Source organism: Methylomarinovum caldicuralii (assembly GCF_033126985.1).
In the GTDB taxonomy this organism is placed as follows: Bacteria; Pseudomonadota; Gammaproteobacteria; order Methylococcales; family Methylothermaceae; genus Methylohalobius; species Methylohalobius caldicuralii.
Genome location: NZ_AP024714.1, coordinates 1,631,406 through 1,645,190 on the forward strand (window position 1 = coordinate 1,631,406; position 13,785 = coordinate 1,645,190).

12 protein-coding genes are annotated in these 13,785 nt (G+C 65.1%); 6 read left to right on the plus strand and 6 right to left on the minus strand.

The genetic code is table 11. The features are described 5' to 3' along the window. Window positions 1-42: 42 nt before the first annotated feature. A complete protein-coding gene (gene hrpA, locus MCIT9_RS08370; RefSeq protein ID WP_317704449.1) occupies window positions 43-3,909 on the minus strand; it encodes an ATP-dependent RNA helicase HrpA in 3,867 nt (1,288 codons plus the stop codon). A 69-nt stretch (window positions 3,910-3,978) separates the two neighbouring features. On the opposite strand from hrpA, the gene MCIT9_RS08375 reads away from it, so the two are divergent. The 3 genes from MCIT9_RS08375 (at window position 3,979) to MCIT9_RS08385 (ending at window position 5,871) form a co-directional block, all read left to right on the plus strand. Further along, entirely contained in the window at window positions 3,979-5,043 is a 1,065-nt protein-coding gene (locus tag MCIT9_RS08375; protein WP_317704450.1) for a GGDEF domain-containing protein, read from the plus strand. Between the two features lie 92 nt (window positions 5,044-5,135). Next, entirely contained in the window at window positions 5,136-5,381 is a 246-nt protein-coding gene (locus MCIT9_RS08380) for a CDGSH iron-sulfur domain-containing protein (protein ID WP_317704451.1), read from the plus strand. A 1-nt stretch (window position 5,382) separates the two neighbouring features. Then, a complete protein-coding gene (locus tag MCIT9_RS08385) occupies window positions 5,383-5,871 on the plus strand; it encodes a CYTH domain-containing protein (protein ID WP_317704452.1) in 489 nt (162 codons plus the stop codon). Window positions 5,872-5,948: 77 nt separating this feature from the next. On the opposite strand, the gene cysQ is transcribed toward MCIT9_RS08385, so the two are convergent. After that, window positions 5,949-6,764 (minus strand): 3'(2'),5'-bisphosphate nucleotidase CysQ, encoded by an 816-nt coding sequence (cysQ, locus tag MCIT9_RS08390; RefSeq protein WP_317704453.1) that lies wholly within the window; start codon window positions 6,762-6,764, stop codon window positions 5,949-5,951. A 71-nt stretch (window positions 6,765-6,835) separates the two neighbouring features. Here cysQ and yrfG point away from each other — a divergent pair, with 71 nt between their 5' ends. The 3 genes from yrfG to rho all read left to right on the plus strand — a co-directional run bounded on the left by yrfG (window position 6,836) and on the right by rho (window position 9,307). Then, complete coding sequence (yrfG, locus tag MCIT9_RS08395) at window positions 6,836-7,507, plus strand: GMP/IMP nucleotidase (protein ID WP_317704454.1); 672 nt, start codon at window positions 6,836-6,838, stop codon at window positions 7,505-7,507. Between the two features lie 95 nt (window positions 7,508-7,602). Further along, window positions 7,603-7,929: a thioredoxin TrxA gene (gene trxA / locus MCIT9_RS08400; RefSeq protein WP_317704455.1), complete on the plus strand. Its 327-nt coding sequence runs from the start codon at window positions 7,603-7,605 to the stop codon at window positions 7,927-7,929. Between the two features lie 118 nt (window positions 7,930-8,047). Beyond that, window positions 8,048-9,307: a transcription termination factor Rho gene (gene rho, locus MCIT9_RS08405; RefSeq protein ID WP_317704456.1), complete on the plus strand. Its 1,260-nt coding sequence runs from the start codon at window positions 8,048-8,050 to the stop codon at window positions 9,305-9,307. A gap of 485 nt (window positions 9,308-9,792) precedes the next feature. Here the strand turns inward: rho and hemL are convergent, their stop codons facing one another. The 4 genes from hemL to pgsA all read right to left on the minus strand — a co-directional run bounded on the left by hemL (window position 9,793) and on the right by pgsA (window position 13,784). After that, entirely contained in the window at window positions 9,793-11,073 is a 1,281-nt protein-coding gene (gene hemL / locus MCIT9_RS08410; RefSeq protein ID WP_317704457.1) for a glutamate-1-semialdehyde 2,1-aminomutase, read from the minus strand. 9 nt (window positions 11,074-11,082) lie between these two features. Continuing rightward, entirely contained in the window at window positions 11,083-12,066 is a 984-nt protein-coding gene (gene thiS / locus MCIT9_RS08415; protein ID WP_422880208.1) for a sulfur carrier protein ThiS, read from the minus strand. Window positions 12,067-12,074: 8 nt separating this feature from the next. Further along, window positions 12,075-13,142, minus strand: coding sequence for a 3-deoxy-7-phosphoheptulonate synthase AroG (aroG, locus tag MCIT9_RS08420; RefSeq protein ID WP_317704459.1), 1,068 nt, complete (start codon window positions 13,140-13,142; stop codon window positions 12,075-12,077). Between the two features lie 78 nt (window positions 13,143-13,220). Continuing rightward, window positions 13,221-13,784 carry a CDP-diacylglycerol--glycerol-3-phosphate 3-phosphatidyltransferase gene (gene pgsA / locus MCIT9_RS08425; protein WP_317704460.1) on the minus strand — a complete coding sequence of 188 codons (564 nt, stop codon included), beginning with the start codon at window positions 13,782-13,784 and terminating at the stop codon, window positions 13,221-13,223. Window position 13,785: the final 1 nt, after the last annotated feature.

A 13,785-nucleotide genomic window follows, 5' to 3' on the forward strand; every position in this document is an offset into this window, starting at 1 on the left:
CGGGTTCACGGCGTGCCTGAAGCCTGGCTCCCGCAGCGGCCATCAGGCGGCCTGGTATTCCGCCCAGGCCTTGGCCAGACGCTTTTCCGACACCGGATAGGCGGTCTTGATCTGCTGGGCGAACAGCGACACCCGGAACTCCTCCAGGCTCCAGCGGAAGGGGTCGGAATCCGGGTCTTCGATGGTGCCGGCCTCGGCCTGCCGCCAGTAGGCGTCCCAAAAAGGGCGGATCTTCGCCACCCGCGCCTCGTCCTTGGCCAGTTCGTATTCTGCCTTGTCGAGCCGGTATTGCAAGGCCTTGAGATAGCGCGGCAGGTGTTGCAGCTGCGCCATCGGGATGCGGGCGACGAAGCCCTGGTACCCCAACAGGGTCAGCTGCTGGTCGATGTCGGCGCCGCTGGGGGACTTCTCCAGATGCTTCAGTTCGCCGCGGCGGCGGCGACAGGCCTGCAGTCCCTGGAGGATGTCGCGCACCAGCGTCCCCAGGCGCTGGGCGGTTTCGAACAGCCGGCTGCGGTGGGCGGCCAGACAGGATGCCAGGGCCTCGGCGTCGCGGATGTCGGGGTCGTCGCCGAGGAATACCTCCTCGATCACCCGGTCGGCCACCTCGTCCAGCAGCGGGCGCCGGGGGCCGGTGTCGCGCCAGGGATGGGCAGGCAAGCGGGCATAGGCGATCTCGTCGGCGGTGCTGAAGGGCAGCTGCTTTTTGAGACGGCGGAAATCGCCGCCGAGCTGGAACTGGAGCATGCGGATCAGGCCGCGGCGGTGGGCGCGGCGCGCCTCACCCGAGGTGGGAAACAGACGCACAGCGCAGCTGTCGCCCTCGTCCACCAGCGCCGGAAAACCGATTACCAGCTGGCCCTTCCGCCTCATCTTGTGGGACCGGGGCAGCGGGCCGAAGTCCCAGCGTTTCAGGCCGGTGCGGGTCAGATCGCCGGCATCGCTGCGGGCGAAGGTTTCCCGCGCCGACAGCGCCAGCTTGGTCTTGAGCCGCTCCAGATCCCGCCCCTGAGCCAGCACCCGGCCGCGCTCACCGAGGACCTGGAAGTTCATCTGCAGATGGTCGGGCAGTTCCACCGTCTTGAGGGCATCGGCGCCGACCTCGACCCCCGTGACCCGCAGCAGCGCCCGCGATAGCTCGGCCCAGAAATCCCCGTCCCGGCCCTGCAGTTCCCGGCAGACCCGCCAGGCGGTATCGGGAATCGGCACCAGCCGGCGGCGCAGGCTGCGGGGCAGGCCCTTCAGGATAAAGACCACATTTTCCTCCAGCAGCCCCGGCACCAGCCAGGCGAAGGGCCGCGCATCGAGCTGGGGCAGCACCGCCACCGGCACCAGGACGCTGACGCCGTCGGCCTCGTGCCCCGGCTCGAAGCGGTAACGCAGCGCCAGACGCAGGTCGCCGTCTTCCCAGTGGTCGGGGAAATCGGCCTGATCGACGCCGTCGAGATGGCGGATCACCGCGTCGCGGTCGAGCTTGAGCAGGTCCGGACGGTTGCGGACCTGGCGCCGGTACCAGCGTTCGAAATCGTCGGCATTGGCTAGACGTGCCGGAATCTGGCGGTCGTAGAAGTCGTAGAGCCAGCGCTCGTCCAGCAGCAGATCCCCCTGGCGGGCCTTGTGCTGGAGCAGGTCCAGTTCCCGCAGCAGGGCCCGGTTGTGGCAGAAGAAGTCGAGATTGCAGTCGTAGTCCTGCTGCACCAGGGCCTGGGCGATGAAGATCTCCCGCGCCTTTTTGGGATCGATCTTCTCGTAGGCCACCTTGCGCCGCTCCACCAGGGTGAGGCCGCACAGGGTGACGCGCTCGAAGGCCGCCACCCGGCGGGCCTTGCGCTCCCAGTGGGGATCGTAATGGTGGCGCTTGAGCAGATGGCCGGCGCACTGCTCGATCCAGGCCGGCTCCACCTGGGCGTTGATGCGGGCGTACACCTTGCTGGTTTCCACCTGTTCGGCCGACACCAGCCAGCGCGGGCGGGTCTGGAACAGGCCGGAGCCGGGGAAGATGAAGAACTTCAGCCCCCGCACCCCCTCGTACTCGTACTTGTCGCGGCGGAAGCCGATCTGGGACAGCAATCCGCTGAGGATGGCGCGGTGGATGGCGTCGTATTCCGCCGGCTGCTGGTTGGGGCGCCAGCCCAGTTCCCCCTTGACGATCTCCAGCAGCTGGCCGTGGAGGTCGAGCCACTCGCGCATGCGCAGATAGGACAGGAAATGGGCCTTGCACCACTTGCGCAGCTGGGTGTTGGAGAGATGGCGGCGCTGCTGCTGATACCCATTCCACAGCTTGAGGAAACCGAGAAAGTCGGACTTCTCGTCGCGCCACAGGGCATGCTTCTCGTCGGCGGCCTGGGCCTGGTCGGCGGGCCGCTCGCGCGGGTCCTGGATGCTGAGGGCGGCGGCGATGACGGTCAGCTCGGTCAGGCAGTTCTCATCCCGGGCCGCCACCAGCATCCGCGCCAGCCGCGGGTCGATGGGGAACTTGATGAGCTGCCGGCCGATGGCGGTCAGTTCCCCCTTCCCGTCCAGAGCCTGGAGTTCCTGCAGCAGTTTGATCCCGGCGCGGATCTGCCTGGGGTCGGGGGGATCGATGAAGGGGAAAGTCTCAATGTCCCCCAGGCGCAGGGCCTTCATCTGCAGGATAACCGCCGCCAGGTTGGTGCGGCGGATTTCCGGATCGGTGAAGGCCGGACGGCTGAGGAAATCCTCTTCGGAATACAGCCGCAGGCACACCCCGGGGGCGATGCGGCCGCAGCGCCCAGCCCGCTGCCGGGCCGATGCCTGGGAGACGGGTTCGATGGGCAGGCGCTGGAGCTTGCTGCGGGGACTGTAGCGGCTGATGCGCGCCAGGCCCGAATCGATGACGGCGCGGATGCCGGGCACCGTCAGGGAGGTTTCCGCCACGTTGGTGGCCAGCACGATCCGGGGCCTGCCGCCCGGTTGGAACACCTTCTGCTGTTCGCGGGCGCTGAGGCGGGCGTACAGGGGCAGGATCTCGTACTTCTCCGGATGGTGCTTGCGCAGGGCCTCGGCGGCATCGCGGATGTCGCGCTCGCCGGTGAGGAACACCAGGATGTCGGCCAGGCGCTCGGCCGCCAGTTCGTCGACGCCCTCCAGAATCGCCTGGATCAGATCCTGGTCGCTGCTTTCCCCTTCGCCCGCCAGGGGACGGTAGCGGACCTCGACCGGATAGCTGCGCCCGGACACCTCGATGATCGGCGCCCCGCCGAAGTGCTCGGAAAAACGCTGGGGGTCGATGGTAGCGGAAGTGACGATGAGCTTGAGATCGGGCCGCCGCGGCAGCAGCCACTTGAGGTAGCCGAGGAGGAAGTCAATGTTGAGGCTGCGCTCGTGGGCCTCGTCGATGATGAGGGCGTCGTACTGGGTCAGATAGCGGTCGCTTTGGGTTTCCGCCAGCAGGATGCCGTCGGTCATCAGCTTGACCAGGGTTTCCGGCCGGGTGTGGTCGGAAAAGCGCACCTTGAATCCCACCAGCGCCCCCAGCGGGGTCTTGAGCTCGGCGGCGATGCGGGCGGCGACGCTGCGGGCGGCGATGCGGCGCGGCTGGGTGTGGCCGATCATGCCGCGGGTGCCGCGACCGATCTCGAGACAGATCTTGGGCAGCTGGGTGGTCTTGCCCGAGCCGGTCTCGCCGCAGACCACGACCACCTGGTGTTCCTGAAGGGCGGCGGCGATGTCGTCCTTCTTGGCCGCCACCGGCAGCTCGGGATACGCCAGCGGCGGAATGCGGGACCGGCGGGCCTCGGTGGCGGCGACGGAAGCCTCCAGCTCCCGGCGCAAGCGTTCCAGCCGCGCCGGGTCCAGATCCTTCAGGCGCTGCAACTGACGCGCCAGCCGATGGCGGTCCCGGCTCTGGCAGCGTTCCAGCTGAGTCTGCAGTTCGTCGAGATTCATAAAACAATCAAAAAATGAAGCTACAATAATTGGTCAGCAACAACAGAAAATAGCCTGACAAAACCTCACATGGCTGAAGACCGCATCTCCTTCATCCCCCGCTATCACGAGACGCCCGATCAGGCGGCCGAATATCTCCGCCTGACCCTGCCCTTGCTGAGCAAGCACCGGCTACCGGTCAATCCAGTCAATTATGCCATAGGCTACGACTACGTCGCCGGCAATAACCGCCCTCTGCGGGAGGCCATCGACCGGCTCCAGCAGACCCACCAGCCCCTGACGCCGGAGCTGTGCATCCGCTTCTACAAGGAATACATCCTCGATGAGGCCGCCCGCCGCTTCGAGAAGGTCGGCGACTCACTCCAGCATCTAGTTGGCAACACCCTGTCAGAAGTGGAAAAGACCGAAACCCAAGCGGGCCACTCGGCCGCCACGCTGGAGCAGCAGGCCGCCCTGCTGCAGCAACAGGAGCCGGCACAGATCGCCGAGGTCCTCCAGAACGTGATCCAGGAAACCCGCAACCTGGCCGCCGCCGGCAGTGAACTGCGCAGCAACCTGCAGGCCACCAACCGGGAAATCCACCAACTGCGGGCCGAGCTGGAAATGATGAAAGAGGCTGCCTTCACCGACGCCCTCACCGGCCTGCTGAACCGCCGGGCCTTCGACATGAAGATCCAGCAGTTGCTCGCCAACGCCCCGGTCGGCACCAGTTTTCTGCTCCTCTTGGACCTGGATCACTTTAAAAAGATCAACGACCAATACGGTCATCTGACCGGTGACAAGGTCCTGCGCTTCACCGCCGAGGTCATCAGGAAACACCTGCCCCCGGGCCAGATCGCCGCCCGCTACGGTGGTGAGGAAATGGCCGTCCTGCTGCAGGGCTTCGACCGCGCGCAAGCACTCCGCCTGGCCGAGCAGATCCGCGAGACCCTGGCCAAAAGCCGCCTGAAACGGCGCGACAACGAGGAAACCCTCGGCCAGGTCACCCTCTCCATCGGCATTGCGGGCCTCGAGGAGAACGACACCGTCGACAGCCTCATTGAGCGCGCCGACCAGGCCCTTTACGAAGCCAAGCGCCAAGGCCGCAACCGGGTCATCGACGACCGCGGGCTGATACGACGCGAAAGCTCCTGACATCCCCCTCCCGGGAGGCGGCTATGGCTTTCAGGCCCCATCGGCCTTACCATAATGCCTGTCCGCAAAATCTTCATCCAGGAGGTGTCTCCATGAGCGAACCTGTCGTGGCGCAGAAATCCCCCATCCCCGTCGAGGTCGAGGCCGGCAAGACCTATTACTGGTGCAGCTGCGGCCGCAGCAAGGATCAGCCCTTCTGTGACGGCTCCCACAAGGGAACCGGGTTCACCCCTCTGGCCTGGAGCGCGGACAAAAGCGCCACCGTCTATTTCTGCGCCTGCAAACACACCAAAAATCCCCCCCTGTGCGACGGCAGCCACAAGGCCCTCGACGACTGAGATGGCACTGGAAATCGAGCGCAAGTTTCTGGTGCGGGACGACCGCTGGCGCGCCCTGGTGTCACGCCAGAGCCGTATCCGCCAAGGATATCTAAACCAGGCCAAAAACTGTTCGGTGCGGGTCCGCAGCGCCGACGGACACGGCTGGCTCAACATCAAAAGCGTCACCATCGGCGCCCGGCGTCACGAATACGAGTACGAGATTCCCTGGCAGGACGCCGAGGAGATGCTGGACACCCTGTGCCGGCCTCCCCTGATCGAAAAGACCCGCTATTTCGTGGAACACCAAGGGCATCTGTGGGAGATCGACGTCTTCGAAGGGGACAACGCCGGACTGGTGGTGGCCGAAATCGAACTGAACCATCCCCATGAACCCTTCGTCAAACCACCCTGGATCGGCCGCGAAGTGACCGAAGATCCGCGCTACTACAACACCTGCTTGGCCCAGAATCCCTATCGGAACTGGCGGGATCAGGCACCGGCGCCCTAAAGCCATGGACGTGTTTCTGACGGAACTGGCCCTCAGGCCGGGCCAACCGGCGCGGATCGAACACCTGCAGAAACGGCTCACAGGGATTCCGGAAGATAGCGCAGCCAGTCGCGGGAATCGTCGCCGTAGGCCAGAAAGTAGGGATTCAGCACCGACGCCTTGGTGTTGTAGCGCAGCGGTTTGCCGCTCAGATCGACGACGAAGCCCCCGGCCTGCACCACCACGCAATGGGCGGCGGCGGTATCCCACTCGGAGGTGGGCCCCAGGCGTGGATAGAGATCGGCACTGCCCTCGGCCACCAGGCAGAATTTGAGGGAGCTGCCGATGGAGATCAGTTCATAGTCGCCGTCGAGGCGGCGGAGATATTCGGCAAATTCCGGCGTCTGGTGGGAACGGCTGCCGACGATGACCAGCCTCTCCGGCACCGGCTTCCGCACCCGGATCGGCTGCGGCGAGCCATCGGCAACCTGCTTGAAGGCTCCCTGGCCTGCAGCACCGTAATAGAGCGTCCCTTCCGCCGGAACGTAAACCACCCCGAGCACCGGTTCGTGATCGTGAACCAGGGCGATGTTGACGGTAAACTGGCCGTTGCGGTGGATGAATTCCTTGGTGCCGTCGAGGGGATCGACCAGCCAGTAGGTGCGCCACTGGCAGCGCTCCTCGTAGGGAAGGTCGCTGGCTTCCTCGGAGAGGATGGGAAACGCCGGATCGAGCCGGGACAGGGAATCGACGATACAGCGGTGGGCAGCAGTGTCGGCGGCGGTGAGCGGGGATCGATCGTCCTTGAACGCGACGTTGAAATCCGACGCGTAGATTTTCATGATCCGCTGCCCGGCCCAGCGCGCGGTGTCGATGACCGGCGTCAGCAGGCGCGCCAATGGCAGATTTTGCATTGCTCCTTACCTCGGTTGAACAAAGGCAACATTTTACTATGACTGCCTCCCCGCAAACGAACCGGCCCGCCTTGTCCTGGCAGGAGATCGACCTCGTGCTCATGGACATGGACGGCACGCTGTTGGATCTCAACTTCGACAATCACTTCTGGCTCGAATTCGTCCCCGCCCGCTATGCCGAGAAACACGGCCTGACGGTCGCCCGCGCCAAGGCCGAGCTGATGCCCCGCTTCGAGGCCCTGAAGGGCAAACTGGAATGGTACTGCCTGGATTACTGGAACCGGGAACTTCGCCTCGACCTGGCGGGTCTGAAGGCGGAAATCGCCGGTCTGATCCAAACCCTGCCCCATGTCGACGATTTCCTCAGCGCCGTCAACGACGCCGGTCAGCGCCTGTGGCTGGTGACCAACGCCCATCCCCAGGCCCTGGCGCTGAAGCTGGAGCGCACCTGCCTGCAGCGCTTCTTCGACCGAATCGTCTGCAGCCATCACTACGGGCACCCCAAGGAATCACAGGCGTTCTGGCAGGCATTGCACCGCGAGCACCCGTTTCCGCGGGAACGGGCGCTGATGATCGACGACAGTCTGCCGGTGCTCGAAGCGGCCCGGCGATTCGGCATCGCCCACCAGATCGCCATCAGCCGCCCGGACAGCCGCCAGCCTGAGCGCCGCATCGATGGCTTTCCGGCGGTGGAAGACTTACAATGCCTGCTCCCACCCGGCTCCGACGGCGGAAACACTTGAAATTCAGCAACGATTAAGCTGAAATGTCCGGCAAATCGGAGCCTGCCGGAGTCTTTCCGATTCAACTTCCTGAAACTGCCCATGTGGTGACCCGCGTGAGTGACGCAATCGTTCATGTAACCGACGACAATTTCGAAGAAGAAGTACTAAAATCCAAATTGCCGGTGCTGGTGGACTTCTGGGCGGAATGGTGCGGCCCCTGCAAGATGATCGCCCCCATTCTGGACCAGATCGCCGAGGAATATCAGGAGCGTCTCAAAGTCGCCAAGCTGAACATCGACGAGAGCCCCAAGACCCCGCAGCATTACGGGGTTCGCGGCATTCCGACCCTGATGCTGTTCAAAGACGGTGAAGTGGAGGCCACCAAGGTGGGGGCCCTGAGCAAATCCCAACTGGAGGCTTTCCTGGAACAGAACCTCTAACTTCCAGGCACGCCCGCCCTCTTCCGGAGCGCGGGCTTCCCTCCCGCCGTCCCCACGCTCTTCCTCCCCGCTTCCCGGCGGACCCGAATCTTTACAACATCCAATCCGCAATCCGACTATGAACCTTACCGAACTGAAACGCAAATCCGCGGCCGAGTTGCTGGAAATCGCCGAATCCCTCGGAATCGAGGGGGTTTCCCGCAGCCGCAAGCAGGATCTGATCTTCGCCATTCTCAAGAAGGTCGCCAAAAACGGCGAGGACATCTACAGCGAAGGGGTGCTGGAGATCCTCCAGGACGGCTTCGGCTTCCTGCGCTCGCCCGACGCTTCCTACCTGGCAGGGCCGGATGACATCTACGTCTCCCCCAGCCAGATCCGCCGCTTCAGCCTGCGCACCGGAGACACCGTCTCCGGCAAGATCCGCCCGCCGAAGGAAGGCGAACGCTATTTCGCCATGCTCAAGGTGGAGAAGATCAACTTCGAGCCACCGGAGAACGCCAAGCACAAGGTGGATTTCTCCAACCTGACGCCGCTGTTCCCCCAGGAACGCTTCGTGCTCGAGATCGGCAACGGCAGCACCGAAGACCTGACCGCCCGGGTCATCGACCTGGTCGCCCCCATCGGCAAGGGCCAGCGCGGCCTGATCGTCTCGCCGCCGAAGGCGGGCAAGACCATGATCCTGCAGAACATCGCCCACTCCATCGCCATCAAGAACCCGGAATGCTACCTGATCGTGCTGCTGATCGACGAGCGTCCAGAGGAAGTGACGGAGATGACCCGCAGCGTCCGCGGCGAGGTGGTGTCGAGCACCTTCGACGAGCCGCCGGCCCGCCACGTCCAGGTGGCGGAGATGGTGATCGAGAAGGCCAAACGCCTGGTGGAGCACAAGCGCGACGTGGTCATCCTGCTCGATTCCATCACCCGCCTGGCACGGGCCTACAACACCGTGGTGCCCTCCTCCGGCAAACTGCTGACCGGCGGCGTGGACGCCAACGCCCTGGAAAAGCCCAAGCGCTTCTTCGGCGCCGCCCGCAACATCGAGGAAGGCGGCAGCCTCACCATCATCGCCACCGCGCTGGTGGAAACCGGCTCACGCATGGACGATGTCATCTACGAGGAATTCAAGGGCACCGGCAACATGGAGCTGCACCTGGAACGCAAGATCGCCGAAAAGCGCATCTACCCGGCCATCAACATCAACCGTTCCGGCACCCGCCGCGAGGAGTTCCTGGTGCCTCCGGACGAACTGCAGAAGGCCTGGATCCTGCGCAAGATCCTGCAACCGATGGACGAGATCGCCGCCATCGAATTCCTCCTCGACCGCCTGCGCAAGACCAAGACCAACGCGGAGTTCTTCGAGGCGATGAAACGGGCCTGACGGCAATCCCAAACCCGCCACAGCGGCGGCTGCGCCTGTCGGGCCTCGGCACACCATTCTACCGCCTGCACGTCGGCCAGCAAAACCTGCAGCGCCTCCGGATCGAAACCCTCCGCCTCGGTGGCGAACCACAGCCGACCGCCGAACGTCCGCTGCAACCTGAGCCCTCCGACCGCACCCGAGCCAGACCGTCGCCAGCTGGAACCGGCTCGCCCACAGCCGCAGTACCAGGGCGCCATCGTCGGTGATCGCTTTGAGCAGCACCAGCGCTTCGGGATGACCGACGTGAAACCGCGGCAACACCGGCACCCGGGTCAAACTCAAATCCACCTCCGGCGTCAGCCAACGCACGTCACGACCGGGCCGGCCGCCACCGCACGGAAAAAGACGAAAAAGCCGCCCAGTGGGGATGCCGGGCGAGCCATTGAGAGATCTGGGTCAGCAGCGGGGACATCGGTGACGGACGGCCGTCCCCGGACGCGGCCTTACAGGCGGCGCAGCACCCGTTCGGCCGCGGCCAGGGTGGCGGTAATGGCGTCGTCGTCGTGGACGGCGGAGACGAAACCGGCCTCGAACGCCGACGGCGCCAGATACACCCCCTCTTCCAGCATACCGTGGAAGAAGCGTTTGAAGCGTTCCTGGTCGCAGGCCATCACCGCGGCAAAATCGGCCACCTCGTCCGCCTCGGTGAAGAACAGGCCGAACATGCCGCCGACGCAGTTGGTCCGCAGCGCCACCCCCGCCGACTCGGCCCGCTGGCGCAGGCCGGCGCACAAGGACTCGGTCTTCTCCTCCAGGCGCTCGAAGAAGCCGGTTTCGGACACCAGTTCGAGGGTTCTAAGACCTGCGGCCATGGCCACCGGATTGCCCGACAGGGTGCCGGCCTGATACACCGGCCCGACCGGGGCCAGCCGTTCCATGATCTCCCGCCTGCCGCCGAAGGCCCCCACGGGCATGCCGCCGCCGATGACCTTGCCCAGACAGGTCAGGTCCGGGGTGATGCCGAAACGCTGCTGGGCCCCGCCCAGGGCGACGCGGAAACCGGTCATGACCTCGTCGAAGATCAGCACCGCCCCGTGGCGGTCGCACACTTCCCGCAGGGTCTGGAGAAAACCGGGCTTTGGCGGCACGCAGTTCATGTTGCCGGCCACCGGCTCGACGATGATGCAGGCGATCTCCCCGCCCTGGCGCTCGAACAGTTCCCGCACCGCGTCGCTGTCGTTGTACGGCAGGGTCAGGGTGTGTTCGGCGACGCTGGTCGGGACCCCGGGGGAACCGGGCACCCCGCAGGTCAGGGCGCCGGAGCCGGCCTTGACCAACAGGGCGTCGGCGTGGCCGTGATAACAGCCCTCGAACTTCACCACCTTGTCGCGCCCGGTGTAGCCGCGGGCCAGACGGATGGCGCTCATGGTGGCCTCGGTGCCGGAATTGACCATCCGCACCATTTCCAGCGACGGCACCAGGCGGCACAGCAGCTCGGCCATGCGCACCTCGATCTCGGTGGGAGCGCCGAAGCTCAGGCCCTTTTCCGCCGCCGCCCGGACTGCCGCGAGCACCTCCGGATGGGCGTGGCCCAGGATCATCGGCCCCCAGGATCCGACGTAATCGATGTAACGCCGTCCCTCCACGTCGTACACGAACGGCCCCTTGGCCCGTTCGATGAACGGCGGGGTGCCACCCACCCCCTTAAAGGCCCGCACCGGGGAGTTGACCCCGCCGGGAATCACCTGCTGGGCACGTTCGAACAATTGTCGGGAAGATTTCATCGGCATACTTCAGAAAAAGGTTCCGTCCAGGGGCGAGGAAGCCGAGGCATAACGGCGCCGCGGCATCCGTCCGGCCAGATAGGCCTTGCGGCCGGCTTCGACGCCCAGCTTCATGGCCTCGGCCATCAGCACCGGATTTTTGGCCTCGGCGATGGCGGTGTTCATCAGCACCCCATCGCAGCCCAGTTCCATCGCCACCGCCGCATCGGAGGCGGTCCCCACCCCGGCGTCCACCAGGATCGGCACCGAGGCGTTTTCGACGATGGTGCGGATGTTGTAGGGATTGCGGATGCCAAGGCCGGAGCCGATGGGGGCCGCCAACGGCATCACCGCGATGCAGCCGACGTCCTCGAGCTTTTTCGCCACCACCGGGTCGTCGTTGGTGTAGACCATGACCTCGAAGCCGTCGTCCACCAGGATCCTGGCCGCCTCCAGGGTGGCGACCACGTCCGGATAAAGGGTCTTCTCGTCGCCCAGCACTTCCAGCTTCACCAGTCGGTGACCGCCGAGAAGCTCCCGCGCCAGCTGACAGGTGCGGACGGCGTCCGCCACCGTGTAGCAGCCGGCGGTATTGGGGAGGATGGTGTATTTTTCCGGCGAAATCACGTCGAGCAGGTTAGGCTCGTCGGCATGCTGACCGATGTTGGTACGACGGATGGCGACGGTGACGATCTCGGCGCCGCTGGCCTCGATCGCCGCCTTGGTCTCGGCCAGATCCTTGTACTTGCCGGTGCCCACCAGCAGGCGGGAGCGATAAGTCCGACCGGCGATCACCAGAGGATCGTCCCCGCCCTGACCGCCGCCGATGGCGCGGACGATCTCGACGCGGTCGCCGGCGGCCAGGCTTTCTTCCCGGTAGTGGTCACGGGGGACGATCCGACCGTTGCGCTCGACCGCGATCCGCTGACCGACCAGCCCCAGCTCGGCCACCAGATCCGCCACCGAACTGCCGACCGCGACCCGGTGGCACTCGCCGTTGACGAAAATCTCCACCGTGGTGCTCATACGCCGTTACCCCGCCGCTCCCGCACGGCTTCCGCCAGCTTCTGCAGCACGTGTTCGGTATCCTCCCAGCCGATGCAGGCGTCGGTGATGCTCTTGCCGTATTCCAGCGGGACGCCGGGCTTGAGATCCTGACGGCCTTCCTTGAGGTTGCTCTCCACCATCACCCCGATGATGCGGTCGTCACCGGCGGCGATCTGGCCGGCGACGTCGTCGCACACCAACAGCTGGCGCTTGTACTGTTTGAGGCTGTTGCCGTGGCTGAAGTCGATCATCAACCGCGGCGGCAGGCCCGCCTGTTCCAGGGATTCGGCGGCCTGGTTGACGCTTTCGGCGTCGTAATTGGGATGCCTGCCGCCGCGCAGGATCAAGTGGCAGTCCTCGTTGCCGGTGGTGGAGAAGATCGCCGAGCGCCCCTCCTTGGTAAGGGACAGGAAGTGGTGCGGGCGGCTGGCAGAGGCAATGGCGTCCACCGCCACCTGGACGGTGCCGTCGGTGGCGTTCTTGAAGCCGACCGGACACGACAGCCCCGAGGCCAGTTCCCGATGGACCTGGCTTTCGGTGGTGCGGGCGCCGATGGCCCCCCAGGAAACCAGGTCGGCAAGGTACTGGGGCGTGATGAGATCCAGAAACTCGGTCGCCGCCGGCAGCCCCAGATCGTTGATATCCAGCAGCAGCCGGCGGCCGATTCTGAGGCCCTTGTTGATGTTGAAGCTTTCGTCCAGATCCGGATCGTTGATCAGCCCCTTCCAGCCGACCCGGGTGCGGGGCTTTTCGAAATAGACCCGCATCACCACCATCAGCTCGTCGGCGAGGGATTCCCGCCACTTCACCAGGCGACTGGCATATTCGCGGGCGGCATCGGGATCGTGGATGGAACAGGGACCGATGACCACCAGCAGGCGGTCGTCGTCACCGCTGAGAATGTCGTGGATCGCCCGGCGGGCTTCGAACACGGTGTGGGCGGCGGTTTCCGTGATGGGCAATTCCTCGTGCACCTGCACGGGCGGAATTACCTCCTTGAGCTCGCGGATGCGCAGATTCTCGGTCTGATAACGATTGGGCATAGCGGCATGTCCTGCAATTTAGATATGGAGCCGAGAAGGCTTGGAAAATTCGCTCATTCTATCATTTTGAGGCCGCAGTCAGCGACCCCGCATCAGCGCCGGCCAGGCCGCCCGCAGATAGTTGACCATCGACCACAGGGTCATGACCGCGGCCAGGTACAAACCCGCCCGTCCCAGCGGCCACAGCACCCCATGCCACCATTCGATTCCGAACAGCAGCAGGGTGATCGCCGCCATCTGCAGCGTGGTCTTGACTTTGCCGAGCCAGGACACCTCCACCACACCGCGCTGCCCGATCTCCGCCATCCATTCCCGCAGCGAGGCGATGGTGATCTCGCGGCCGATGATGATGACCGCGGCGATCGCCATCCCCGGCTCCGGATCGTACTGCACCAGCAACACCAGGGCCGAGGCCACCATCAGCTTGTCGGCCACCGGATCGAGAAAGGCGCCGAAGCGGGTGGTCTGGCCCAGGCGACGGGCCAACCAGCCGTCGAGCCAGTCGGTCACCGAAGCGACCACGAATACGAAGGCCGCCAGCACCCGCATTCCCGGCCAGGGCAGATAGAAGCAAACCACCAGCACCGGAATCAGGGCGATGCGCAGCAAGGTCAGCCAGGTGGCGAGATTGAATCGGGACATG